At 64.0% G+C, this 25,720-nt stretch carries 23 protein-coding genes; 10 read left to right on the plus strand and 13 right to left on the minus strand.

All coding sequences use genetic code 11. The features are described from left to right. Positions 1-7 precede the first annotated feature (7 nt). The 3 genes from SAMIE_RS02630 to SAMIE_RS02640 all read right to left on the minus strand — a co-directional run bounded on the left by SAMIE_RS02630 (position 8) and on the right by SAMIE_RS02640 (position 2,845). Positions 8-1,009, minus strand: a complete 1,002-nt coding sequence (locus SAMIE_RS02630) for a quinone oxidoreductase family protein (protein ID WP_066697897.1) — start codon at positions 1,007-1,009, stop codon at positions 8-10. 85 nt (positions 1,010-1,094) lie between these two features. After that, a complete protein-coding gene (locus SAMIE_RS02635; RefSeq protein ID WP_066697895.1) occupies positions 1,095-1,859 on the minus strand; it encodes a type 1 glutamine amidotransferase domain-containing protein in 765 nt (254 codons plus the stop codon). Beyond that, a complete protein-coding gene (locus tag SAMIE_RS02640) occupies positions 1,856-2,845 on the minus strand; it encodes a quinone oxidoreductase family protein (RefSeq protein ID WP_066697894.1) in 990 nt (329 codons plus the stop codon). The genes SAMIE_RS02635 and SAMIE_RS02640 overlap by 4 nt, the downstream gene beginning before the upstream one ends. A 183-nt stretch (positions 2,846-3,028) precedes the next feature. Between SAMIE_RS02640 and SAMIE_RS02645 the strand changes: the two genes are divergently transcribed. Together SAMIE_RS02645 and SAMIE_RS02650 are read left to right on the plus strand one after the other, a co-directional pair. Next, positions 3,029-4,084 (plus strand): aldo/keto reductase, encoded by a 1,056-nt coding sequence (locus SAMIE_RS02645; RefSeq protein ID WP_066697893.1) that lies wholly within the window; start codon positions 3,029-3,031, stop codon positions 4,082-4,084. 206 nt (positions 4,085-4,290) lie between these two features. After that, positions 4,291-5,667: an NAD-dependent succinate-semialdehyde dehydrogenase gene (locus SAMIE_RS02650; protein WP_066697892.1), complete on the plus strand. Its 1,377-nt coding sequence runs from the start codon at positions 4,291-4,293 to the stop codon at positions 5,665-5,667. A gap of 172 nt (positions 5,668-5,839) precedes the next feature. On the opposite strand, the gene SAMIE_RS02655 is transcribed toward SAMIE_RS02650, so the two are convergent. The 3 genes from SAMIE_RS02655 to SAMIE_RS02665 all read right to left on the minus strand — a co-directional run bounded on the left by SAMIE_RS02655 (position 5,840) and on the right by SAMIE_RS02665 (position 9,328). Continuing rightward, positions 5,840-6,211: a response regulator transcription factor gene (locus SAMIE_RS02655; protein WP_066697889.1), complete on the minus strand. Its 372-nt coding sequence runs from the start codon at positions 6,209-6,211 to the stop codon at positions 5,840-5,842. A 48-nt stretch (positions 6,212-6,259) separates the two neighbouring features. Beyond that, positions 6,260-7,090 carry a response regulator transcription factor gene (locus SAMIE_RS02660; RefSeq protein ID WP_083952394.1) on the minus strand — a complete coding sequence of 277 codons (831 nt, stop codon included), beginning with the start codon at positions 7,088-7,090 and terminating at the stop codon, positions 6,260-6,262. 120 nt (positions 7,091-7,210) lie between these two features. Continuing rightward, positions 7,211-9,328, minus strand: a complete 2,118-nt coding sequence (locus SAMIE_RS02665; protein WP_083952393.1) for an ATP-binding protein — start codon at positions 9,326-9,328, stop codon at positions 7,211-7,213. A gap of 253 nt (positions 9,329-9,581) precedes the next feature. Between SAMIE_RS02665 and SAMIE_RS02670 the strand changes: the two genes are divergently transcribed. The 7 genes from SAMIE_RS02670 to SAMIE_RS02700 all read left to right on the plus strand — a co-directional run bounded on the left by SAMIE_RS02670 (position 9,582) and on the right by SAMIE_RS02700 (position 17,063). Further along, entirely contained in the window at positions 9,582-10,376 is a 795-nt protein-coding gene (locus SAMIE_RS02670; RefSeq protein WP_066697885.1) for an alpha/beta fold hydrolase, read from the plus strand. A gap of 90 nt (positions 10,377-10,466) precedes the next feature. Further along, on the plus strand, positions 10,467-10,895 hold the full coding sequence (locus SAMIE_RS02675) for an OsmC family peroxiredoxin (RefSeq protein WP_066697883.1): 429 nt from the start codon (positions 10,467-10,469) through the stop codon (positions 10,893-10,895). A gap of 68 nt (positions 10,896-10,963) precedes the next feature. Next, a complete protein-coding gene (locus SAMIE_RS02680; RefSeq protein WP_066697875.1) occupies positions 10,964-11,821 on the plus strand; it encodes an enoyl-CoA hydratase/isomerase family protein in 858 nt (285 codons plus the stop codon). A gap of 81 nt (positions 11,822-11,902) precedes the next feature. After that, positions 11,903-12,907 (plus strand): alpha/beta fold hydrolase, encoded by a 1,005-nt coding sequence (locus SAMIE_RS02685; RefSeq protein WP_066697873.1) that lies wholly within the window; start codon positions 11,903-11,905, stop codon positions 12,905-12,907. A 175-nt stretch (positions 12,908-13,082) separates the two neighbouring features. Further along, entirely contained in the window at positions 13,083-15,161 is a 2,079-nt protein-coding gene (locus SAMIE_RS02690; protein ID WP_066697868.1) for a catalase, read from the plus strand. A 246-nt stretch (positions 15,162-15,407) separates the two neighbouring features. Next, the gene (locus SAMIE_RS02695) at positions 15,408-16,652 is read left to right on the plus strand and encodes an MFS transporter (protein WP_066697866.1); all 1,245 of its coding nucleotides are present in this window, start codon (positions 15,408-15,410) and stop codon (positions 16,650-16,652) included. A 129-nt stretch (positions 16,653-16,781) separates the two neighbouring features. Then, on the plus strand, positions 16,782-17,063 hold the full coding sequence (locus SAMIE_RS02700) for a hypothetical protein (protein ID WP_066697864.1): 282 nt from the start codon (positions 16,782-16,784) through the stop codon (positions 17,061-17,063). A gap of 121 nt (positions 17,064-17,184) precedes the next feature. On the opposite strand, the gene SAMIE_RS02705 is transcribed toward SAMIE_RS02700, so the two are convergent. From SAMIE_RS02705 to SAMIE_RS02735, 7 genes are all read right to left on the minus strand, one after another. Further along, positions 17,185-17,925, minus strand: coding sequence for a DJ-1/PfpI family protein (locus SAMIE_RS02705; RefSeq protein WP_162849023.1), 741 nt, complete (start codon positions 17,923-17,925; stop codon positions 17,185-17,187). Positions 17,926-18,082: 157 nt separating this feature from the next. Next, positions 18,083-18,712: an isochorismatase family cysteine hydrolase gene (locus SAMIE_RS02710; protein WP_066697859.1), complete on the minus strand. Its 630-nt coding sequence runs from the start codon at positions 18,710-18,712 to the stop codon at positions 18,083-18,085. A gap of 56 nt (positions 18,713-18,768) precedes the next feature. Then, a complete protein-coding gene (locus tag SAMIE_RS02715) occupies positions 18,769-19,752 on the minus strand; it encodes a quinone oxidoreductase family protein (RefSeq protein ID WP_066697858.1) in 984 nt (327 codons plus the stop codon). Between the two features lie 61 nt (positions 19,753-19,813). After that, positions 19,814-20,701 carry a hypothetical protein gene (locus SAMIE_RS02720; RefSeq protein ID WP_066697857.1) on the minus strand — a complete coding sequence of 296 codons (888 nt, stop codon included), beginning with the start codon at positions 20,699-20,701 and terminating at the stop codon, positions 19,814-19,816. Beyond that, positions 20,701-22,095, minus strand: a complete 1,395-nt coding sequence (locus SAMIE_RS02725) for an efflux transporter outer membrane subunit (protein ID WP_126516711.1) — start codon at positions 22,093-22,095, stop codon at positions 20,701-20,703. Before SAMIE_RS02725 ends, SAMIE_RS02720 begins: the two co-directional genes overlap by 1 nt. Before the next feature lie 26 nt (positions 22,096-22,121). Continuing rightward, a complete protein-coding gene (locus tag SAMIE_RS02730; protein WP_066697848.1) occupies positions 22,122-23,240 on the minus strand; it encodes an HlyD family secretion protein in 1,119 nt (372 codons plus the stop codon). After that, complete coding sequence (locus SAMIE_RS02735) at positions 23,237-24,892, minus strand: MFS transporter (RefSeq protein ID WP_066697846.1); 1,656 nt, start codon at positions 24,890-24,892, stop codon at positions 23,237-23,239. Before SAMIE_RS02735 ends, SAMIE_RS02730 begins: the two co-directional genes overlap by 4 nt. Positions 24,893-25,097: 205 nt before the next feature. On the opposite strand from SAMIE_RS02735, the gene SAMIE_RS02740 reads away from it, so the two are divergent. Then, positions 25,098-25,670, plus strand: coding sequence for a TetR/AcrR family transcriptional regulator (locus tag SAMIE_RS02740; protein WP_066697844.1), 573 nt, complete (start codon positions 25,098-25,100; stop codon positions 25,668-25,670). Positions 25,671-25,720: the final 50 nt, after the last annotated feature.

Raw genomic sequence — 25,720 nt, forward strand, 5'->3', positions numbered from 1 at the left:
GCTCAGCTCACTTTGGGCACTCGGCCCAAGGTTCGATCACGACCTTGCCGATCGTCCGGCGATTCTCGATTCCACGATGGGCCTCGGCGGCCTCAGACAAGGCGTAACGATGGTCGACATGCACCTTGAGCGCGCCACTCACCACCAGGTCGATCAGTGCCTTCGTCGCTCCGCCGAGAAGACGAATGTGATCTGCATCGCGATAGCCCGGCAAATAAAAGCCCCGTAATGCCTGATTCTTCTCCACCAAAATGGTGGGATCAAGGCTTTGCTTCTCGTCCACTCCGCGGCCGAACTTGACCAGCATGCCGAAGGGGCTGAGACATTTCAGTATCTCCCGGAAAGAGGCGCCGGACGATTCATAGGCCAGATCGATGCCCCGACCCGCAGTGCCCTCAAGAATCTGCTCTGCCCAACCGTCTTCCCGCGAATCGATCATCAAATCGGCGCCGCCCGCGAGGGCAAATTCGCGCTTTGACGCGGAACTGGCCGAGCCGGCGATAAAAGTGGCGCCCCGTGCCCGTGCGAGTTGGATCACCTGCATGCCAACGCCGCCGGCTGCCGACTCGATGAAGACGCTCTTGCCCTGCGGGTTTGCGACGTCGTGCGTCAGCAGATAGGCGGTTACCCCCTGCGCAAGCAGCGCCGTGGCTTCGCCGAATTCGATGCTGTCCGGAAGCGCAATCGCACTCGTTGCCTCAGCTATCGCATAATGAGCGTAACCGCTCGAACCAACGAAGCAGACGACGCGCTCGCCGATCGCCGGCGAAGTCACCCCGTTGCCCACATCTGCCACAACACCCGCGATCTCGGTTCCTGGCCTGTAGGGTAGGGGGGTGGGAAGGAGATAACGATCGGTTCGCCGCATTACGTCGCCATAGAGGACGCCGGCTGCCTCGACGCGTACGAGGATCTGGCCTGGACCTGGCTTCGGTATCTCGACATCGACGAGCGTGAGCACCTCTGGTCCGCCGAAACGGTCGACGATCACTTGTTGCATGGGCTTCATCACCAATCCTTCCCGGGCGATTGAGCGACATGGTTGCGTCCTGGCGATGCGACGCGCTTGCCGCCGTTCATCCTCGCGAACGCCTCTATGACTGGCGAACGCCGTCCCGCTCTCCAGCGCGCATTACCGGATTGTTGCCGGTGAGCAGGTGGAGGTATGCGATCGAATATTCGGAGGCCGACTGCTGGTTCTGCCCCGACACCAGATTGCCGTCGACGACGACATGGATGCCCCAGGGATCGGTCGCGCTGAACCTGATTCCCGCAGCCTCCATGACTGGTTGCGGAAAGTTCGGAACGAAATCCTTCCCGTAGAGGTCCTCGACCTGCGCATCCTCGATCCGCGAAAAGCCCGTGGCCGCCCGGCCCGATACGCGTTCGGGCACATTCGCCAACGCGATAGAGCCATGGCAGATCGTGCCGACAACCTTGCCGTTGGCAAATGCCGCATCGAGCAGGGCGGTCACATCGGCGTTGGGATAAAGGTCGACCGCCGCCCCGCCGCCACCGACGATATGCACGCCGTCAAAATTATCGATGCTCACATCCCTCAGCGCCACCGTGGCACTTAACCGCGCGACCAACGTGGGGTCGGAGAGGAAGCCTTTGCTCACAAGGTCGTTGGCCTCCCAGGAATTCTCGGAATACGGATCGCTGGTCCTGTCAGGCAGGATCGCGCCCCCGTCTGGACTTGCGAGCGTGATCTCGGCGCCCCGCTCCGAAAAGTGCCAGAAAGGATGAGTCAGTTCAGCCAGCCAGAACCCGATCTTGGCGCTACTGACGATGAAAAGTATCCTCGGCCCCGCTGGAAGGGCCTCAGGCGATGAGCTTGCGGAACTGGTCTGTGTCATGCGTCATCCCATGGCTTGAGGACAAGCTTTCCGGTCGACCCGCGGCCTTCGAGGAGGCGATGCGCGTCAGCAGCTCGCGAGAGCGGCATTACGCCGCCGATCTGAAGCTCGAGCCTCCCCGCCTGAACATGTGCGACGATCTCGGAGAGGCCGGTGGCGATACGGTCGGGATTGGCGAAGAAGCCTCCGATGTAGAAGCCGACCACTGACTGGTTGAGATTCATCAGGCGCTGCGGGTCGACTTCGACGCTTTCGCCGCTGGCCAAGCCGTAGACCACCATCCGGGCAAAGGGTGCCATAGCGTCGAGGGCGCGGTGGACCGTATCGCCGCCCGTCATCTCGAGCACGACATCCACGCCTCGGCCGCCGGTCAGATTGCGCACCTGTTCGGCCCATGTTGGATCGGTGTAGTCAACCGCGGCGTCGGCGCCGAGCGATATCGCTTTCGCTCGTTTTGCCTCGCTGCTTGCGGCTGCGATCACCGTGCCGGCGCCGAGCAGTTTCGCAAGCTGGACCGCGAACGAACCGACGCCGCCCGCTGCGGCCTCGATCAGCACCGCCTCGCCTTCCGCGAGCCTGCCGGCGTTCCGCAATGCGAATAGCGCCGTCAGGCCTTGAATCACGAGTGCGGTCGCCTGGACCGGCTTAATGCCGTCGGGCAGCGGAATCGCGCTCGAAGCCGCAACGACGACATACTGGGCATAACCACCGGTGCGGGCCGGCACGAAGACTGGCGTCCCGACGGCCGGTCCCTCGACGCCCGGTCCCAGAGCAGCCACGGTTCCGGCTACCTCGCTGCCTACGGTGAAGGGGAGTGGCGTCGGCTCCGGATACGCATCGCCACGCCGACGCAAGACGTCGGAGAAATTCATGCCAACAGCCTCGACCCGCACCAGGATCTGACCGGCGCCGGGCTCCGGATCCGGAACCTCCTCGTACACCAGCACCTCTGGACCACCGGTCTTGTGGAAGCGGACAGACTTCATCGTTGGGTTCCATTCCGGCTCCGCCGCGGCACTTCACCGGACGATCGAGCCTTGAGCGACCGAAACATGATAACTATCAGGCTTCAAGTCAATCGATGCCTATGGATAGGTTGACCACAGCGGGCCAAATCCGGCTGCTGGCGCGAACGAACTGTCCGATTTTCAACCGGAAGGAATTCCCAAATGCTCTATCGTCGGCTTGGCCGTTCCGGCCTTCGCGTGCCGGTCCTAAGCTTCGGAACCGCAAGCTTCGGTGGCGGAAACGCCTTCTTCAGGGGCTTTGGGTCGACAGACGCCGGAGGTGCCGCGCGCATCGTCGACATCTGCCTCGACCACGGTGTCTCGATGTTCGACAGCGCCGACGTCTATTCGGACGGCGGTGCGGAGACGATCCTCGGAGAGGCGATCAAGGGCAGACGCGACCGCGTGCTCATCTCGACGAAGGCGACGTTCCCGTTGGGCGAGGGGGCCAACGACTATGGCTCGTCGCGCCAGCATCTCATCGAAAGCGTGGAGAAGGCGCTGCGCCGGCTCGGCACGGATCGCATCGATCTCTTCCAGCTGCATGGACAGGACTTCAACACGCCGGTCGAAGAGACGCTGTCGACGCTCGATCAACTCGTCCGCGAGGGCAAGATCCGCTACGTAGGCGCGTCCAACTTCTCCTCCTGGCAGGTCATGAAGTCGGTCGCGATCTCGGATCGGCACGGCTACCCGCGGTATGTGGCCCATCAGGTCTGTTACTCGCTGCTCAGCCGCGAATATGAGTTCGAACTCCAGCAGGTCGCAGAGGATCAGGGCGTCGGGGCGGTCGTCTGGAGCCCGCTGGGTTGGGGCAAACTGACCGGACGTATCCGCCGGGGTCAGCCGGCCGCTCCTGGCATGCGCGCCCACGACATTGCCGGCACCGGCCCGCAATATGAGGACGAGCGTCTCTTCCGTATCATCGACGCCATCGACCTGATCGCGGCTGAGACGGGGAAGTCGGTCACGCAAATCGCACTCAACTGGCTCCTCGGGCGCTCGACCGTGAGCACGCTGATCATCGGCGCGCGCGACGAAGACCAGCTCTTGCAGAACCTCGGCGCGATCGGCTGGGAATTGTCAGCCGAACAGATCGCCCGGCTCGACGAGGCGAGTGCAGTGCCGGTGCCGTATCCGATCTGGCACCAGCGCGATTTCCCGATGCTTCACGAGCCGTCACGCTTTCCTCAAGCGAGGAGCGGAATGGCAGGCTGATGCGCCCTCCGGTCGTGGCCCGTCCGTTCGTCCGCTCAGCTGACAAACGCTCGGTGCGGGTTCTGCCCGCAGCCGAGATGCAGCCGGTCGCGCCGATGCACGACCGTGCTCCTCGAGTCACGGTCCGGGAACGCGGTCCGCCGCTTCCGAGCCTTATCCGACCCGCCACCAACCAATAATCCACCAACCGACTGAAAGAGCCCCCAATGACTTACCAATCAAGAGATCCTTATACCGAACTCCTCGTTCAGAGTTTCGACGACCACACCGACGCGCAGCTGGAGGCGACTCTCGAGACGTCCCACACGGTCTTCCGCAACGACTGGCGATCCCGGAGCTACGCGAGCCGGGCCGAGATCGTGGGAAGGGCGGCCGCGCTGCTTGCCGAACGTTGCAGCGAATTCGCTGCACTCGCCACGCTCGAGATGGGCAAGCTGCGGCGCGAAGCCGAGGGCGAGGTCGACGTCTGCGTGAGCATCCTGAATTATTACGCCGAGAACGCCGAAAGCTTCCTCGGCTCCAGGACCATCGTGACCGACGGCGCCGAAGCCTATGTCGAAACCGCGCCGATCGGCGTCATCTTCTGCATCGAGCCGTGGAATTTCCCCTTCTACCAGCTCGCCCGCGTCGCCGGCCCGAATCTGATGGCGGGCAACGTCCTGATCGTGAAGCACGCCCCCTCTGTTCCCCAATGCGCACTGGCGTTCGAGAAGCTTTTCCTCGATGCCGGGGCACCCGAAGGCGTCTATTCCAACGTCTTCCTTTCCAACGATCAGGCCGCTGCCGCGATTGCAGATGCCCGCGTGGCCGGCGTGGCGCTCACCGGCAGCGAGCGGGCCGGTTCGGCGGTGGCCGCAGAGGCTGGGAAGGCGCTGAAGAAGAGCACCATGGAGCTTGGCGGCAGCGATGCCTTCATCGTGCTCGACGACGCCGATATCGGGCGCGCGGTGAGATTGGGCGTGCGTGGCCGCGTCGAGAATGCCGGCCAGGTCTGCAATGCGGCGAAGCGGTTCATTCTACAGGAGACGATCGCCGACGACTTCATCGCCGGGTTCAGTGCTGCAATCGCGGAACTCATTCCCGGCGATCCTCGCGATGAAGCCACGACCCTGGCGCCGCTTTGCAGCGAGGCAGCGCTGAACCTGGTCTTGAAGCAGATCGACTCCGCGGTCGCCGGCGGCGCGCGCGTTCTGGTCGGCGGCAAGCGGATGGACCGGTCCGGATACTTCCTCGAGCCGACGCTTCTCGCCGACGTGTCCCCCGACAATCCTGTCTTCCACCAGGAATTTTTCGCTCCTGTGGCGATGCTGTTTCGCGTGCCCGACGTGGACGCGGCGGTTGCGCTCGCCAATGACTCCCCGTTCGGTCTCGGCGGCACGATCATGACGTCCGATATCGAACGCGCGAAAGAAATCGCGAGCCGCATCGAGACCGGCATGGTCTCGATCAACCAGGCTGGCGGGTCGGCGCCGGAGTTGCCTTTCGGTGGCGTCAAGAATTCTGGATACGGCCGCGAACTGTCCGATCTCGGGATCAATGAATTCGTCAACAAGAAGCTCATCCGCGTAGATTCGGAAAGCTGAAGCAAAGCCCTCCATCGCGCTGGCGGTGGAGGGCCCTTCACACGGCCCGGACTCGACGTTGGCGCACGCCGGAGGCTGGCGACGTGCTTGCGTCGCCTATTCAGTTGCCGGCCGCAATCGACCATCGTGGCATCCCGCGCGCTCGCGCGGACTCCACAACGATTGCCTCAGGTCAGCCCAGGCCGAACGCTTCCGCCAGGCACCTGGCCAGCGCGTCTGCATGAAGCGGCTTGCGCAGGAGGCACATCGCGCCAGCCTCGATCGCCCGTCGCTCCAGATGCGCGTCGTCGCGCCCGGTCATCATGATGACCGGGGTATCCGAGCCCAGCTCATCAAGCCGGCGCTTCAGCGCGAAGCCATCGAGCTCCGGCATATGGATATCGGTCAGGATGCAAGCGGCCGCCAGGACGTCGCCGCTGCGGAGCGCCGCCTCCGCAGAATGGTAGCCACAACCCCTGAAGCCCATCGACGCGATCAGGTTGACCAGCGCGTTTCGAACTGAGGGATCGTCATCGACTACGCAGACGGTCAGAATTCCGGACAAGGCTGGTCCCTCGATTTAAGCACAAGATGGCTCGGGTGAAAGCTCGTCCTAGCTCTCGTTGGCAGCGAAGAGGTCAGGGGATTGGGTTGCCAGCTGTTCCGAAGCCTTCACCAGATCAGCGAGCGTTCGAACCGCCATCTTCCGCATCACGGCGGCCCTGTAGACCTTCACCGTGATTTCGCTCAGCCCGAGAAGACCGGCGGTTTGCTTGTTCATTTTGCCCGCCGTGACAAGGGCCATGACCTGCCGCTCGCGACGGGTCAGGCTCTCGTAGCGCCCGACGATGTCCGAATGGCTCGCCTGCTCCTGGCGCCGTGCACGGTCGATCCCGAGTGCTTCCGCCACCGCCTCCAGCACCTCGCTCGGTTGGAAAGGCTTGGTGAGGAAATCGACCGCTCCGGCCTTCATTCCCTTGACCGTCATCGGTACGTCGCCGTGGCCGCTGATCAAGATCACGGGAAGACAAAGGCCCAGCTCGGTCATTTGTGTCAGGAAATCGAGCCCGTTCAGCCCAGGCAATCGCACATCGAGAAGGAAGCAACCGGCAACCGCGATCTCGTTATCGGCGAGAAACGCATCCACGGAAACATACGCCTGGGCGCATAGGCCCGCGGCCGATATCAGGTTCACCAGAGCCGAACGGACAGAGGGGTCGTCGTCGATGATGTGGACGCACTCTGGCTCCTCGACCTCGCCGCCCGTCTGCGAACTGTGCGGCCCTTGCAGCCCCGCTCTGCCGTCATTGTGGTATCGGGGAGCCTGCCGGGTCGCCGCGTGGAAGTCGCCAGCCACCGGCCGAGGCCCGACGCTCGCTGGCCGGTCTCGGGTCCGAGCCGGATCCTCGCTACCGAGAGCGATTCCGGCCTTATTGGTGATCATCGCGACGATGCTCCTTTAAGCCTTATAAGGGTCAGGTATAATCTCCCTGACGGCGCGGGCAACTATGCGTTCGTTTAGTCGGCGGTGAATCGCGCCAAGTCCGTTCGGGCGCTCGCCGGCCTACCGATGTCCGGCGCGCGGGAGCCGAACAGTGAACCGGGCGCCGCCTGAAGGGATATTTGCTGCCGATATCTCGCCGCCATGAGCCTCGACGATCGTCCGGCAGATCGCCAGGCCAATTCCCATCCCATCTGCCTTGGTCGTAAAGAAGCTATCGAACAGCCTGCCCACGATTTCGGGCGGGATGCCCGTACCGTTATCCTCGACAGTAAGGACCACTACATCCTCGGACTCGGAAGTGCCCAGCACAACACGCGCGCCCGGGCGCCCCCTCGCCGCGTGGAGCGCGTTCAAGATCAGGTTTACCAGGACTTGTTGAAGCTGGACGGCGTTGCCGAGAGTTACGGCTGGGCCCGGCTTCAATTCCAATACAGCGGCCACGCCGCACCGTTCGAGCTGTGACCCAACCAGCGTCAATGCTTCCCGAACGATGGAATTCACGCAAACTTCCAGATGCTCGCCGCTCTGCGGGGAGGCGAGGGAGCGGATATGCGCCACCACGTCGGAGGCGCGGCGCGCGTCAGAGATCATTTCTTCGGTCAATTGCCGCAACTGCTCCAACGCGGGCGCGGGTTGCTGGAGTCGCAGCAGCGCGGCTTCGCCGTTCGCCGTGATCGCCGCGAGGGGCTGGTTCACTTCGTGAGCGATGGATGCGGTCAGCTCTCCCAACGAGGAGATGCGCGCGGCATGGGCCAGCGTCGCCTGCATCTCCGCCAGCGCATTCTCGGCCTGAACCTTGTCGGTCATGTCGACGATCGCCAGCAACAGCTGGCCTGCGCTGTGCAGAGCACTCGAGGCCGAGCGCGTGAAGAGCACGTCGATCTCTTTCCCCTTGAGCGTGCACATGCGCGTCAGGCTTTTGTAGATCGGCTGGTCGTTGAACGATGCCTCAAGGCTCCCGATCAGGGCATCGAGCCTGTCCGGCGGCCAGTAGCGCGTGATCGGTCCACCGACGATATCGCTATATTCGGATGCTTCGAACAATTGCAGCGTCGTGCAGTTAACATCGACCACCTTGATCGCCGCCATCAGGCGTTGAAGAGTTCCGGGGTGTTCGGCCAGATGCTCGCGCAGATCGACGACGCCGTTGGCCCGAAGTTCGGCATAGATCGGCTTCGTCTCCCGGGCGTCCAGATGCCAGGCCGAGAATGCCGAGGTATTGAACATGTCGGTGTAGAAGGCCTCGCTCTCGCGGACAGCCGCCTGGCTCGAGGTGATCTCCGAGCGGTCGACGATTGAAACGACGAGCCGGCCCTCCTCGACCGTCCCCGGCGCGAAGCTCGCCGTGAACAGCGCATCGAACTCCTGGCCGTCATATCGGCGCTGACGCGTCTCGCACGAGAAGAACGGTTGGCCGTCGAGCGCCGAGACGAGCCAGGCCGTGAAGTCCCCGATGCTGTCGTCCGGCCAGTAGCGCTCGATCGAAACGAGAAGATCGTCGCGGGAGCGAGCCCCGAACAGCGACATCGCCTGCTCGTTGACGTCGCGTGCAAAGGTCGAACGCATCAGTTCGCGGACCTTGTCGGGGCGTGCGGAAAACCACGTCAAGGGTGGCTCGTCGACCCCGTCCAGCCACGCCAAGGCGGTTGCCCGCGCTTTCGAGAAGTCGATGTCCCAGACGGATGCCGGGATAGCGTGGAACACGTTGCGGTAGTGGCGTTGCTCCGCTTCCGCTGCCCAGGCGGCGCGGCGATGGCGAGTCACGTCGATTCCGCTCTCGACCCAACCGGTCGTCCTGCCCTCCGCGTCCAGTTGCTCGATGATTATCGTCTCTAAGATGACTTCCCTGCCGCAAGCAGTGGTGCGCCGTGCTTCGGTGCGGCCGGGTTCCACGCCCTCGTTGTCACCCGCCTGCAGCCGCACCTGCTCGCCCATGATTTCTGAAAAAAGGCGGCCCAGGACGTCTCGACGGGACCATCCGTATATCCGCTCGGAGGCCCTGTTCCACTCGGTGATCCGTCCGGACTCGTCGACAAGGACCAGGCTTTCCTGGACGGAGTTCCATAGGGCATCGACCAGAGTGCGGGCGCGTGCGCCCAGCACTGGCGCGTCCTCTGGCGTCGGTATGGAGCGCGTTTCCTCGCGCAGATCCGAATCAGACGGCAGCTGTCGAGCCACTTGAGAGCGCCCTCCAGTGTGTTCCTATTCAAGATGATTATCAGGTATGGAATGGCGTGTCTATCTCGGGATACGCCGCACATACCCTCATGCCCGCAGGCTTACAGCTAAATCCGTATGATGAATATAAGGCATGAATGTTGTTTTCTACACCTATGTATAGTGGGGACGGCCGGACAGGCGAGCATATGAGGGGCCATCAAATTTCACACGCCCCCGTCATCGACCGCGGTGCGGGATGAGGAGTCCGACCATGAAGAAGTTGATCAGCGCTGCCGCTTCCATTGCCGCTGCCGCTACGCCCCTGCCTGCACTCGCGGGTCCGACCAAGCCGACGATCGTGCTCGTGCATGGCGCGTTCGAGACAGCCGAGGTCTGGGGCTATGTCGTCGCGAAGCTCGAGAAGGACGGATACAAGGTCAAGAATATCGCGCTTCCCGGCCGGCCCGGCAACGAGCGAGCGGTGACCGAGATCTCGCTCGACCTCTACCAGCGGACCGTTGCGAGCGCGATTGCGGACGAAACCGGCCCGGTCGTCCTCGTCGGCCACAGCTTCGGGGGCTTTACGATCTCGGCCGAGGCGGAAGCGGAGCCGCAGAAGATCAAGACGCTGGTTTATGTCGCGGCCTATATCCCGCGCAACGGGGACTCACTCCTGTCGCTGGCAACCGCTGATTCCGGAAGCAAGCTCGGTCCGGTTCTCGACATCGACAAGGAGCATGGTCTCGCGTCGGTCAAGCCGGGTGCCGGCGGCGGCGTGTTCGCCAGCGACGGCCCGCAGCAGGTTCAGGATGCGGTTTCGGGGGCGGTCGTCGCCGAACCGCTCGCCCCGCTCGCGACGCCCGTCACCCTGACCGCCGACCGCTTTGGCAAGGTCGACAAGGTGGCCATCCGCACGTTGCGCGATCAGGTGATCAGCACCGGCTACCAGGCCACGATGATCAAGGCCACGCCCGTCCGTCTGTCGCTCACTATCGACACCGGGCACGTCCCCTTCCTCACGCAGCCCGATGCGCTCGCGGCAGAAATCGAAAAGGCCGCTGGCTGACGGCTCGCGGCTTTCCCGAACGCTGGCCGCCAATCGCCCCCAAGCCCCCCAGCGGCGGCCAGCGTACCCCCGAAGAAGCAGGAGAGACATATGAAAGCGATCGGATTGGCCAACTGGCAGGGCAACTGGAAGCAGGGAACCGGCACGCTCTCGACCCAGACGGATACGTTCAAGGACAAGCCGTACAGCTTCTCCAGCCGCTTCGAGGGGACGCCGGGCGCGAGCCCGGAGGAACTGCTCGCCGTCGCGCTTGCCGGCTGCTTCAATCAGGCGCTCGCAAACAACTTCGGCATGATCGGCTTCGAGGCCGAGAGCATCGAGACCTCGGTCGCCGTCGAGCTAGGCTACGGCGAGAATGGCCACCCGGCGATCCTGAGCACCTTCGTCACGACGAGCGCGAAGGTGCCCGGCATCCCGCAGGATCGCTTCGACTACTGCGCGGAGCGTGCGCGCACCTTCTGCACGATCGCCATGCTGCTCAAGATCGAGATCGGCATGGAAGCGACGCTACTCGCCTGATGACTGCCGAGGCAGCGCGGCGTTCGCGCCGCGCTGGTCTGGCCTCTTGCAACGGAACGGAGTCCATCATGTTTGTCGACGACTTCAAGCCCACCGATTTCACGCTGACGGTCCAGACACCCCAGCTCTGGCGGGTCGCGTTCAACAATCCTCCGGTCAACGTGATCGGCACGGCGATGATCCGCGACCTCAAGCTGCTCCTGACCGAACTCGAAACCAACACGACCGTGAACGCCGTCGTGTTCGAGAGCGCCGATCCGGACTTTTTCCTCGCGCATTGGGATCTGGCTGCGAACCCGGCTGAGACCGAGGCGCTCCCAAGCCCCACCGGTTATGCGGCCTGGGTCGATGTGCTCGTGCGTCTGAGCCACCTGCCTGCCGTCACGATCTCCGCCATTCGAGGCATCGCGCGCGGCGCCGGTAGCGAGTTCATTCTCGCAACGGACGTCCGCTTCGCCAGCTTTGAAAAGGCCATTCTCGGCCAGATGGAAGTCGGGTTCACCGCGCTGCCCGGCGGCGGCGCCGCGGGCCGGCTGCCCGCGCTCGTCGGGCGAGGGCGGTCGTTCGAGATTCTACTGAGCGGCGAGGACTACTCCGCCGAGCTCGCCGAAAAATACGGTTATGTGAACCGGGCAATCCCGGATGCCGAATTTTCGGCGTTCATCGATGCGTGGGCGCTGCGCGTCTCCCGGTGGGATCGCCGGGTTATCGCGGACATCAAGCATTATGTGAACAAATACACGCTGCTCGCCGACGAGGAATTCCCGCCGCAGTCGGATGCCTTCTGGGCGTCGGCCGGCCGGCCGGCGTTCCAGTCGATTAACGAGCAGCTTTTCGAGCGCGGCCTGCAGACCCGCGGTGCCCTCGAATATGATCTCGGCGCGCAGGTGGGTGCGATCTTCCCGCGCGACGTCACTGACGCCTGAGCCTCCAGGGCCCCGCCGCCACGGGCGGGGCTTGCCCATCAGGCGGCCGATCCCCCGCAGCGACCAAGGTCCAGCACACCCATGCACATCCGGCTCACAAGCGCGACAGCCATAGTGGGGCTCGCCGTAACTGTCGGCACTGGCGTCCTCGCCAGGCCGGCGCACGCCCCCGAGGTGACGCGCGGGATTTCCGACAAGGATCTGGTCAGATCGCTTCCCGGCTTTGTGAACCGCTCGGCACCGGTCAACGGCTTTCGCCTCCACTATGTGGTCGGAGGGAAGGGGCCTGCGGTCTTCCTCCTGCCGGGCTGGCCCGAAACGTGGTGGTCCTACCACAAAATCATGCCCGAGCTTGCGAAGACTCACCGCGTCTACGCGATCGACATCCGCGGAATGGGCAGTTCCGGCAAGCCCGCCGGCGGATATGACAAGAAGACGATGGCGGGCGACCTTGCCGCTCTGGTCCGCCTCACGAGGAACGCCCGGGTTGACGTCGTAGGCCATGACATCGGCGCGATGGTGGCATTCAGCTTCGCCGAAAACTATCCCGAGCTGACGCGCCGGTTGGTCCTGCTGGACGTCGGACACCCATCTGCAGGCTACCGCGCGCTGAAGCTGCTGCCGGAACCCGGAACCTTCGGCGACACGATCGACGAGGATCATCCCTATTTGTGGTGGTTCGCCTTCCATCAGGTGAAGGGCATGCCGGAAAAATTGCTCGAGGGCCGCGCAGGTATCGAGCAGGCATGGTTCTTCCGCTACATGGCCAAGGACGAGCGCGCGATCGACGCCCGGTCGCGCGCGGTCTATGCAGCAGCTTACTCCACTCGCGAGGGGACGCGAGCCGGCAATGCCTGGTACCAGGCGTTCGATCGGGACATCGCCGACGATGCAACATACGGCCAGCTCAAGATGCCGGTGCTTGGCTTGGCCGGACCCGGCTACACCCGCCTGAAAGCATCGATCGACGCGCGTGCGCCGGGCGCGGCCACGATCCGCGTGGAGGGTTCAGGGCATTTCATCGCTGAAGAGAAGCCTTCAGCGCTTCTCGATTATCTGCGCGGCTTTCTGGATCGCTCGGACTGAGCGGGCTGACGATCGTGCGCCACCATGGACTGCACGACTTCGGTCGCCGACCCAGGCGCCGCGGCGTTCCTCCGAGCGGCAGGGCCAGCTTGCGCGAACAGCCGCCACGAACGCTTGAGCGCGTTCAGACCGATCATCTGCGCGGCATCTGCTGCGCGCCTACCGGAGAACTCCCATGACCACGAACAACGCCAGCCCCGGCCTCGGCAATGGCGGCGAGACCCATCAGCGCGCGGCTGGCAGCGGCGACGTGCTCACCACCAATCATGGAGCGCCCGTCAGCGACAATCAGAATTCGCTGCGATCCGGTGGGCGCGGCCCCACGCTGATCGAAGACTTCGTGCTCCGCGAGAAGATCTTCCACTTCGACCACGAGCGCATCCCGGAGCGGATCGTGCACGCCCGCGGATCCGGCGCGCACGGTATATTCGAGGCGACAGCCGATATCTCGGACCTGTCGCGTGCAGCCGTCTTCACCAAGGGCGAGAAGACCGAAGTGTTCGTCCGCTTCTCGACGGTGGCCGGTGGCGCTGGCTCGGTCGACACGCCGCGCGACGTTCGTGGCTTTGCGGTGAAGTTCTACACGCGCGAAGGAAACTGGGACCTCGTCGGCAACAATATCCCTGTCTTCTTCATCCAGGACGCGATCAAGTTCCCGGACTTGGTCCACGCCGTGAAGATGGAGGCGGACCGAGGATACCCGCAGGCCGGAAGCGCCCATGACACTTTCTGGGACTGGGCGTCCCTGATGCCCGAGACGACCCATATGTTGATGTGGGCGATGTCGGACCGCACGCTGCCGCGCAGCCTGCGCATGATGGAGGGATTTGGTGTCCACACGTTCAAGCTGGTCAATGCGGAAGGCGAGGCGCGGTTCGTGAAGTTCCACTGGAAGCCGCGCCTCGGCGTACAGTCGACGATCTGGGACGAGGCGCTGAAGCTGCAGGCTGCCGACAACGACTATCACCGGCGCGACCTGTTCGAAGCGATCGAGGCGGGTGCGTTTCCCCAGTGGGATCTTGGCATCCAGGTCTTTGACCGGGAGTTCGCCGACGCGCAGCCTTACGACGTCCTCGACGCGACCAAGCTGATTCCAGAAGAGGACGTGCCCGTGCGGCTTATCGGCACGCTCACGCTCAACCGTAACGTCGACAACTTCTTCGCCGAAACCGAGCAGGTCGCGTTTCTCCCGAGCAATGTTGTGCCCGGAATCGACTTCTCGAACGATCCGCTGCTCCAGGGCCGCCTCTTTAGCTATCTCGACACGCAGAAATCGCGTCTCGGCACGACCAATTTCCATCAGATCCCGATCAATGCCCCGCGCTGTCCGTTCGGCAACTTTCAGCGCGACGGCATGATGCAGACCAAGGTTCCGAAGGGCCGCGCCAACTATGAGCCCAACAGCCTTGCCGAGCATGGTGAAGAGGGAGGCCCGCGCGAGAGTCCGGCCCGCGGCTTCGCAACGACCAATCTGTCGAGCGGCCCTGACGAGACGGGGGGCAAGCTGCGCATCCGCGCCGAGGCCTTCTCCGATCACTACAGCCAGGCGCGATTGTTCTATCGATCGCAGACGAAGAGCGAGCAGGCCCACATTGCTTCGTCATTCGTGTTTGAGCTTTCGAAGGTTGGCCATCTCGAGCAGGTTCCGCCGCGCATGCTCGCCAACCTGCGCAACGTCGACGAGGATCTGGCCCAACGTGTCGCAGATGGACTTGGCATCGAGCTGCCAGCCAAGGCGCGCGCGGCCAAGGAGCCGGTCGATATGGCGCCTTCCGACGCGCTTTCGATCCACAAGAACATGAAGCAGGTCCTTGAAGGGCGTGTCATCGGCGTGCTGATCGCCGACGGCACTGAGGCCGATGAGCTGAAATCTCTGGTCGCCGCGATCATCAAGGCGAAAGCCAAGGCTGTTCTGGTCGCGCCCAAGATCGGCGGCGTCACCCTGTCCGACGGCAGCCGGCAGAAGGCCGACGGGCAACTCGCAGGATCGCCGTCGCAGATCTTCGATGCAGTCGCGCTTGTCTTGTCGGCCGGAGGTTGTTCCGCTCTCGTGAACCAGAGCGCCGTGGTGCAGTGGGTCGTGGATGCGTTCGCGCATCTGAAGGCCGTGGGCGCGACCGCTGCTGCCTTGCCTCTGGCCGAAAAAGCCGGCCTCCGTGAGGAAGACGACATTGTCGGTCTTGGCAGCGACTTCATCGAGGCTGCCGCCAAGCGGTTCTATGATCGTGAGCCGGCCCTCAGAACGCTGGCGTGACCGAGCCCGGAAGGCTCTCGTCTCTGTCGAAGGGCAGCGCAGCCTGAAGGGGGAGCGCCGGGATCAATCTCCCGGCCTCCCATCCTCCTATCTGCGGATCGCCGCGGAGGCCGACACCATGGCCGCACGACCGCGGACGTTGGGCCTGCGCCGATGCCTTCGCGCATCGAAGGCCTCTGGCACGATGCGGATATGCCTAACTTCCATTGACTCCAAGCATGAGCATTATCAGGTTTCATTAATTCAATGATCATCATGGCTTTGGAATGGGGCTATTCGAGAATGCTGCGAGACGAGCATGGGGATAGGCTTCAAGAAGGGGTGCAGCCCGGTGCGCCGGGCAATACGCACCATCCGCTCGGATCGCCCCGCTGGGCCGGCGTTGGCGCGCTGGCGCTCGGTGTGTTCGCCTTCGTAACGACCGAGTTTCTGCCTGTGGGCGTACTGCCCCAGATCGCTGCAGACCTTCGCGTTTCGCTGTCCACCGCCGGCCTGATGCTCACCGCTCCGGGTATCGTGGCAGCCATGTCAGCGCCGGCAACTCTCCTTCTGGCTGGCGCGATCGACCGCCGCCGCCTGCTTATCGTCCTGACCGGACTTCTCCTTCTGGCGGATCTCGGCTGCGCCTTCGCCCCCAACTTCCTGGTCGTCGTCCTCGGACGCGCGCTCCTTGGAGCAGGTCTGGGGGGGTTCTGGGCGGTGGCGCTCGCCGCGGGAGGGCGCCTCGTCCCCGCTAGGCTGATCGCGCGCGCCGTCTCGCTGATCGTCGCCGGCATCACCTGCGCCACTATCCTCGGCTTGCCCACCGGCAGCCTGATCGGAAGCGTCTGGGGCTGGCGCGCGTCGTTCGCGGCTGCGGCGATCCTCGCGGGGATCTCCATTCTCGGCCAAGCCGTGTTTCTGCCGTCCCTCCCGGTCGCCGAAAAGCTCGTTCGATCGGACTTTCTTCTGCTTCTGAGGCGCGGGAAGGTTCGACGGGCGCTCGCGCTCGTCCTTTGCCTGTTTGGCGGAAATCTGGCTGCCTATACCTATCTCTCCCCCTATCTTGAGGCCCAGCCCGGTCTTGGATCCCGCGCCGTCCCGGTCGTGCTGCTGGTGTTTGGTATCACCAGTTTTCTCGCCAACCTCGTGATACCGGGCGCCCTCGAGCGCCATCCCCGAGCCGTGGTGGCGGGCCAGGCGGCCGCCATCGCGATCGGTCTTCTCGGCCTCGTGCTATCGGCAGGGACACTTCCCGTCACGCTCTTGCTGCTACTCCTCTGGGCAGTGCCGTTCGGGGCGGTGCCGCTCTGCCTGAACCACTGGGTTCAAGGCGCTTCAACCGAGGCACCGGAGGCCGGTTCGGCGCTCTATGTCAGTACCGTCCAGATCGCGATCGCGCTCGGCTCGGCGGCGGGTGCTCTAGCCGTGCAAGGGTTAGGACTCCCGGCGAATTTCGGACTCGGTGCCGGGCTTGCGCTGGTCGGCTGCCTACTGTTGCTCCAGGGGTAGGTCCGTCGATCGTTCCTAATCGGCCTGCCCGGCGCTCCGTGTGCTTACCTTAGTCCGGCCAGATAACCTTTTATTAAACGGTCGGGGCTATCCAAGCCTGATTATAGTAAGGCTTGAAAGGAGCTGCCTGTGATCGGTCTTGCCTATAGTGCCGCAGGTACGGCCTATACCCGGCGGTGTATCGCCCTGGGCGTGATGCCGGGGACGCTGCCCGGCGGACCGTCAGGGATCATCCCTGATAACAGCGAGGCCACTCGCTACGGTGGCGTGGGGCCGGTCAATCCCATCATCCCGAACGCGCCGACGGTGGGAGGTGGCAGCACCGGCACGGCCGCGCTCCATCTGAAATCGACCAGCCACCAGAACGGCAGCGCCCAGTCGTTCAGCGATTTGATCGCCAAACTTGCCTAGAATCGGCAGTATGTCGCGGCAGTCCGCACGCTGCCGCGACATACCGGCCGAAGCCAAGTCGTGCTCGCTTGATTTATGGCCGCGTGCAGGGTGCTGGGTTGCGCCCGGCCGGCTCCGGTTTTCATCGCGACGCGGACAGTTTCTCACCCACCGCTTGAACAAAGGGAGCGAGGTCGATCGGCGCACGCGAGGTGACGATGTTGCCGTCAACGACCACCGACGTGTCGACATATGTCGCGCCGGCATTTTCGAGATCGGGTTGCGTCGACCACCACGCAGTCGCGCGTCTGCCCTTGAGCAGACCGGCATCGGATAGCACCCACGGTCCATGGCAAATCGCGGCGAGCAGCTTTCCCGCGGCCGCCGCCTCCTGGAGCAATTTCCGGACCTGAAGGTCGGACCGCAGCGTATCGGGATTCCAGGCGCCCCCGGGCACGATGAAAGCGTCGTAATCCGGGACCATTACCTCATCCACGGTTTTGTTGAACGCCGCCCAGCCCGCAGTCTCGATATAGTGGATTGTCAGGATATGCGTCTCACGCACCGCCGGAATCTGTATGCCGTGATAGGCGGGATATTTCGGTTTCTTCGGTGCAGCCAGATGAACCGTGGCGCCGCGGGTTTTGAAGAAATGAAGGATGGTGGTGAGCTCGATCTCCTCGACACCGTCCGTCGCTATGACGACGATGCGCTTGCCGGCATAAACGGCCGGATCTGCCGGGGCTTCGGTCCAGATCTGGCGCAGCGCTGCGTTGTCCGGCGCATCCAGCATTTGAGCGGCCGATATGCGTGGGTGCGCCGCCGACGTTTCGGCCGCGAGAAGAGCCCGGTAGGGGGAAGAGGCGGTGACCATCAGCAACATTCCTATATTTGGGCTATGCCGGCTGGCAGGACGCCAAGAGGCGCCGGTCTGCGCCGGCGGGCCAGGCTGGCGCGAGGGTGGCATGTTGCCATTCCCCGAGTCATGATTGGGCAGGCATTCTTCGGGGGCCGCCTTAGTGGCGGCCCCCGCAGGATTGTTACGCCGCGACCGGCTCGATCGCCGCGAGGAACTCGTCGATTGTCAGAATTTCATGGCCGAACGTCGGATAGGAAAGGTCGATGGCCGCCCGGTGAGCCTCCTCGGTGAACTCCGCGACGGCATCGGTCAGGAAGGTGACATGGAACCCTTCCTCGAGCGCATGCCGGCCTGCGCTCTCGACGCAGGTGTGCGAGGTCAGGCCAGCCAGAACCACCTTCTCGATCCCGGCTGCCTTCAGCTTCTCCAGCATGTCGGTGTTGATGAAGCTGTCAAAGGCGCGGTGTCGGCTGATGATCGTATCGCCCGGTTGCGGCGCGAACGCCTCGTAGAAGTCGGCGCCCCATTCTCCCTTCCAGAAGATCTTGTTGGCCATGGCCCACTGCCAGCGCGGATGGAGATGCTGAACCTCCTCGAAGCTGTGCTCGTCGAGCCCGTGGGGCACGTAGAATATCTTGATCCCTGCTGCCCGGGCGCCGGCGATCAGTCGCGCCAGATGGGTCTTCAGGTCGGTCTTTGCGAGCATCGGCCCGATGCGTTCCGAAAGCTTCCCCTTTTCATCGAGGAAGTCGTTGAGAAGATCGACCAGCAGGAGCGCCGTATCGCTGGTTGAATAAGTCTCGGCAACCATTTCATTGTCCTTTCTTGGCAGAAACAAATTGTGGAAATTCGTCGTGCATGCGTGCTTCAGGGCCGCATGCTGAAAAACCTCTTTCCTTCCTCCGGCCGATCAAGTGTTCCCTCGATCGCCTCCCGGAAGTTCTCGAGCGAGAAGAACCCGGCGACCGGAACACGCAGGTCCAAAATCGTCGAGACAGCTAATAATTGCTGGAGATAGACCCGATCGTCTGTCGTAGGCGGCTCGAAGAAGTAGCGATAAACATAGTTCACGATTTCGATCAGGTTCATGAGAATGTCGAAATGGTGAAGCTCGTATGGAGCGCTGCTCAGCACGCCATTCACCACGATCCTCGATCCGAGAGCCGAACTGCGAACAAGTTCCGGGAAAAGAGGGCCGCCGACGTGATCGATGACCCCGTTCAAACCCTTGCCGCTCGTAATTTCGAGAACGGCATCCCGAATCCCGATAGGGGATGACGTCTCGATCACATGCTCTGACCCGTAGGAGAGCAGATCGATATCGGGCGTCTTCCGGCGGACCACGCTGATCACCTTGATGCCCCTTGATGCCGCATATTGCGCGGTCAGGATGCTCACGGTCGAATGGCCGGCGGTCAGCGCGAGGAAATCACCCGGCTTGGCGCGCGAACGCTCGAGCAGGTCCCACGCTGTGATCAGGTTCACGAGCTGCGCGCCGAGCTCCGGGTTCATCCCGCGCGGCAAAGGGATCAGCCATTCCTCCGGGACGACCGCAAATTCCGACCAGGTGTCGAAATAGCTGAAGCCGACCTCGGTGCCCGGCTTGATCGTCACACCAGCACCGACACGCTCGACGACGCCGGCGCCGTGATTCCCGGCGATCTGCCCAGGAAGCGCAGGTTTCTTCGGTTCCGGATAGAGCGCTTCGACGAAGAGGAAGTCGCCTGGATTGATCGATGCCGTCGTCATTCTCACAAGGACCTCGCCGGGTCCCGGCGTAGGCACCTCGATCTCTCTCAAGCGAAGAACGTCGAGCGGCTTGCCGATTTCGTCTTGTACGAGTGCCTTCATGTTCACTTCCATTCTGGGGTGACGATCTGCCGGGGTTATGGCCGCCGCGCCGAAGCGGGTTTCAGACCGGGGAGAGTCGTCCGGCGAGCCAGAGCGCCAGATTGCGGGCATAAGCGTGGGTCGCCGCCAACGCGGTCGGGTGCTCCAGGATGCTGCTGCCGGGCGGCTCGCTCACGAAATCCGGCGCGCCCGAAGCAGGGTCCCAGTTGTAATCGGCGAAATGGTGGAAGGTCGACTGCGCGACCGCCCGGCCACCATGGGACGATGCCTCGAACGCTACCGCGACATTGAAGCGGTTGCCCGTGGTCTTGCTCGTTCCCGTCGCGATCACGCGCGCCGATCTGTCACCCGCCGGCGAAGCCACGGCGCCCTCATGCGGATGGGCCGGGAGGTAGCGAATGATGTCGCTGTTCGCACGCCCCCCGGAAAGGATGGGATGCACGGGTTCGCTCGGTTCGATCTCCTGAAAGTCGCCATTGAGGCCCGAGTGGAAATTGGGCCACAGAATCTCGGGGGTGCCTTTGTCGTCGGGCTCGGCGACCGGCCTTCCCGGGTCGACATTGTGCGTGTGAAAGAGATGAGCTGCGCCGACGCCGGGCAACGCGCAGATCGAGCACCCCAGGTCCATGTGATCACGCGTCAGCATCAGCCCGCCGCCGCGGCGGCGAAACCGGTCGATCCCCGCTCGGTCCGCGTCATCGAGACCCTCGCCCGTATCAACGGCGAACAGCCACAGCTCGTCGAATGGAGAAGTGTCGAGCGTCGACAGGACAGGGTCGGCCGAGCCCAGCGGGTCGCGATCGCGCGCCGCCACCAGAAAGACCGGATCGCCATTCCGGTCGCGCTCGCCGGCAAGCAGGTCCGCCAGCCTCGAAAAGCGGCCGATGTGCCAGTCGTTCTCGGTCGGCACGATCGATGTCTGTAGAAGGATCCGGATGGGAGCGCTCATCACTGTGTCCGTTCATTTGTTGCGATAGGGAAGGGCGGCTCGTCGGCCGGGCGCCACCCGCCGCCCATCGCCTGGTAGAGTGTGACGACCGCATTCAGCCGGTCGGTCTCGACCTGAATCGCCACCAGTTGAGCTGCGAGCAGATTCCGCTGGGCGTCGATCTGGTCGAGATAGGGCGCATAGCCCTCGCGGTAGCGGTTGGTGGCATAGCGCAACGTCTCGGTGAGCGCCGCGACCTGGTTGTCGACAAGCTTCCGCTGCGCATCGAGCCGATCGACTGCGGCAAGGCTGTCCTCGACTTCCCGGAAAGCCGTCAGCACCGTGCGGCGATAAGCAAAAGCCGCCTGGTCGCGCCGTGCCGCTGCGGCACCGGCCTGCGAGCGTAAGCGTCCGCCGTCGAACAGCGGCGACAGAACGCTCCCGCCGAACGCGAACAGGCTGATCGGATTGGATAGCGCGGTCGACAGCCCCACGCCGCCGCTACCGGTAAGCGACACGTTCGGCAGCATCGCCGCACGCGCGCTATCGAGCGAATGATCGCTTGCGACCAGCGTCTCCTCGGCCGCAGCGATGTCGGGACGCCGCCGCAGAACGTCCGAGGGGAGGTCGCCCGGCACCACGGGCGTCGTCAGACCTTCAAGGCGCGCGCTTCGCGCGATCGCGCCCGGCGCATCGCCCACCAGGATACTCAGGGCATTCTCCTGCCGCGCGATCGCAAGCTCCGCGACCGGCACGAGTTGGGCGGCTGCATCATATTCGCTCTGGGCCTGGGCCAGTTCCAGCTTCGAGGTGTAGCCGGCCCCGGCGCGGCGTTGGGCAAGCCGCAGCGCGTCGGCACGGGACGCGAGCGTCGCGCGGGTCGTGGCCAGGCGCGCATCCAGCCCAAGCAGGGAGATGTACGAGGATGCCGCGGTGCTTGCCACGGCCAGCATCACGGACGCCTTGGTGTCCGATGCCGCCAAAAGCGAGGCGCGTGCGCTGGCGGTGGCCGAGGCGAGGCGGCGAAACAGATCGAGGTCGTAGGAGATCGACGCCTGGGGTGTGCCGGCGAAGGCGTCGACGCCCTTTCCAAGCACGACCGTTCGCGACTCTCCGGTCCCGGCGCCGATGGTCGCGTTGGGCGTCTGCTGCGCTTGCGCGAGGCGTGCCAGCGCGCGCGCCTCTTCGACGCGCGATGCGGCGATCGCGATGTCGGTGTTGCGGGCGAGCGCCTGCTCGACCAGCTCGGTCAGTCGCGGATCGCCGAATCCGCGCCACCAATCCGCTTCGATCGGGCCCGCCGGAGCCGCGGCGAAGCGCCAACCGGGAGGTGTGGCTGTGCGAGCTGCCGCCGGAATGGCCGGTCGCGTCCCGACACAGCCTTGCAGGGCGGGTAACGCCATCAGGGCGGCCATCAGCCAGATCCGGACCATCGGGTCTGTCACGGCCGGCGCGCGCCGGTGGTGTCGACATGGGCCTCGACAGACATGCCGGGCCGCAGCTTCTCGCCAAGAGGCTGACCGGGATCGACCGAGATTCTGACCGAGATGCGCTGCGCGACCTTGGTGAAGTTACCCGTCGCGTTGTCGGGCTTGAGAACCGTGAACTCGGAGCCCGCCGCCGGAGCGATGCGCTCGACATGGCCCCGCACCTTCGCGTCCTCCAGCGCATCGACGGTGAACCAGGCGGGCTGGCCCGGCGCCATGCGCGCCGTCTGCGCCTCCTTGAAGTTGGCCGTGACCCAGAGTCGGCGAGGCACCAGGAAGACAAGCTGCGTGCCGTTCGTCACATATTGACCTGCCCGCACGCCGACATCGCCGAGCCTTCCATCCTGCGGCGCACGGACCACAGTGTTCTCGAGATCGATTTCGGCCGCATGGAGCGCGGCCATGGCCCCTTCGACGGCCGCCTTCAGGCTGCCCCGGTTTACATCGACCGACAACACGTCCTGGGTCGCGCTGTCGCGCGCGGCGATCGATTGCGCCACGCCAGCCTCGGCCTGACGAAGCGCCGCGCGCGTCTGATCCACTTCGCGCACCGAAAGCGATCCGTCCCTGACCAGATCGTCCGCGCGCCGCTGATCGGCCTGGCCACGCAGTAGCTGCGCCTGCGCGTTGCGGACCGAGGCTTCGGCCGAGGCAAGCGCTGCCTTCTTCGATGCAAGGCTTTGCACGTTGTTCGCGAGGTTGGCGCGGGCGGCGTCGAGCGCTGCGCGCGCCTGCTCGACGTGCTGGCGATAGATACGATCGTCGATTTTGACGAGAATCTGGCCGCGCCGGACCACCTCATAGTCCTGCACGTAAACATGCCAGACATATCCGCTGACCTGCGGACTGATCACAGTCGTCTGTCCGCGCACATAGGCGTTGTCGGTACGCTGTACCGCGCTGTCGAACGGCGGCAGTCGCCAGGCTGCAAGGATCGCAAGCACGCCCACCAGCACGGCCGCGATCGATATCACGACGACCGTGCGGCTGTTCCGCACCGGCTGCCAGCCGGATGGGGCCGGCGGCGCGGGCGTCTGCGGCGAGGCCGTCTTGGCGAGGGCAGGAGTGGTCATGAGGAAAGTCCGGCAAGGGCCATCCGAGCCTGGCGGCGAGCGATCCGATGTCGCTGGTGCACAACAAGCATGAGGAAGACGGTTGTACCCGCCGCCATGATCGCGATCAGGCGGAAGACGTCGTTATAGGCAAGCACGTTGGCCTCGATGGCGACCCGCTGCGAAAGCGCGGCAGCGCCTTCGGCGGTGCGCAGCGCCGGGTCGCTCAGCATCGGCGAATAGCGGGCGGCACCCTGCTGGATTGCGAGGGCTACCTGCGGGTCGGTCATCGTCAGATGCTCGACGATGTCGAACGAGTGCTGTTTCTCGGCATAGGACTGGTAAGTGCTCAGCAGCGCCGTGCCGATCAGGCCACCCAGCGACTGCGTCGTCGCGAACAGGATGATGAAGCTGGTGAGCTTCTTGCCGCCATCCGCGATAACCTGCGTCAACCCGACCAGGATCGCCGGACCGATGTACATGGTGGTCGAGAACGCGATCACCATCTGCGTGACGTAGAGTTGGGGCGGGCGCGTAAGGTTCGTCGCATGCGAGTCGATGAAGGCGGCCACCGCGACGAGACCGATCGCGAACGCGACCGGCTGGCTCAACCGGTCGGGACCGACGGCGAGGGCGCCGACGATGATGCCCGCGATCGCTGCGACGACGGTCAGCGCCGAGAAAAGGAAGAGCTGGTCGTTGGTGTAGCCGAGCGCGTAGAGCAGCCCGACCGTTCCATAGGTCTGCTCCGAAAGGACGATCCGCGCCATGGTCCCGACCAGCAGGAGCCTTATGAAATAGGCACGGCCGAGCCAGCGCATGTCGATCATCGGATTGGCGCGATGATATTCGAGCAGAAACACCGCGCCAAAGAGCGGGATGCTCGCGGCCAGCGCCCAACCGATCCAGGCGCTGTCCATCCACCATTCGTACCGGCCCTGCGCCAGCACCGCGCTGATCAGGCCAACGAACAGCGTGAACAGGATCACCGTCGGAAGGTCGAGCCACTCGAAAGCCTGCTCGCGGGTCGCGGGCGGCAGGCGAACAAGGCCAATCAGCGCGAGCGAGACCAGCGATAGGCCGAACTCAAACAGATAGAGGGTCCGCCATTGGTCGAACCCAAGCAATTCGACCGAGAAAAGCCGTGCGATCGGGAATGCCAGCTGCGGGACCGACAGGCCGAGCGTGATCGCGCCGAGCCGGCGCGCCGCCGGGAGCGCCTGGACGAAATAGTTGAGGCTCAGCGTGGTCAGCGCGGACCCGGCGATCCCGCTGGCCGCGCGCACGGCGACCGCCGCCCAGAAGCCGCTCGAGAACAGATGAGCGAAGGCAAGCAGGCAGTAGAGCCCGAGGAAGATGAGCGTGAACGAGCGAAGGCCGAACTGTTGCCGGTACTTGATCAACACCATCCCGGTCGGCACGTTGGTCATCACATAGACCGCAGGAAGCCAGGAAATTTCATCCTGATAGAGGCCGAGCGTCCCCTGGAGGTAGGTGAGGTTGACCGCGATCAGCGCCGTGCCGAAACCGCCGGTTACCGCAATCAGGACGCCTATCAGGCCATAGAGCAATCTTCGCGCCGCGGGATGGTCGGGCGTCGCAGGCGCGCCGGGAAGGGGCGAGCGCTCATGGGGCGCGAACTCCCATTGCTGCTCCTGAAAGAAGCCGATCACGGCAGCACCACGGCACCAAGGGAATCAGCACGACCATCGGCCCCTAGGCCGGCTTTCGCCTGTATGGGCGATATAGCGATCGTCTGCGATTCCATCACGCCACCATGTTTCATATTCCTGATGTTTATCAGGTATGACCTTGCATAATTGACCCTTACGGCGTAGGAGGTCACGGTAGCGATGAGCCTTGAGGAGATCGAAGTCAGTGCGTTACCCGGCTGCCGAAACCGCCGAGAAGCATCAACGCATACTGGATGAGGCGACCCGCCTGTTCCGTGACCGGGGCTTCGACGGCGTCAATATCTCCGAGATCATGAAGTCCGCCGGGCTGACCCACGGCTCCTTCTACAATCACTTCGAATCCAAGAACGATCTGGTCAGCGCCTGCATCGTGCATGGTGCGACGGCGTCGCTCGCCAACATGGATCTCGAACAGCCGACCGCCGCCGGCAAGAAGGCTTATGTCGACGAGTATCTGAGCGTCTCCCACAGGGACGATCCAGGCAGTGGATGCCTGATGTCCGCCCTCGCGTCCGAAGTGCGCCGCGAACCCTATGCCCAAGGGGCGATGACCCGTTTCGTGCACGCCTTCGTCGACAAGCTCTCGACGCGCTTTCCGTGGCAGAAGCCGCGTTCGGCCCGGCGCGACGCCATACGCGCAACTGCCGCGATGGTCGGCGGCCTGCTGCTCGCCCGAGCGGTTAACGACGAGGAATTTTCGCTCGAGATCCTGCGCGAAGTCGCGGATGGTCTGAAAGACGGGTTTCGCGAGTCCTGATCTGCTGGCGATGCCCTGCGGCAAACGCAGACCGCCTCCGGCCTGCGTCG

Source organism: Sphingobium amiense (assembly GCF_003967075.1).
Lineage (GTDB): Bacteria > Pseudomonadota > Alphaproteobacteria > Sphingomonadales > Sphingomonadaceae > Sphingobium > Sphingobium amiense.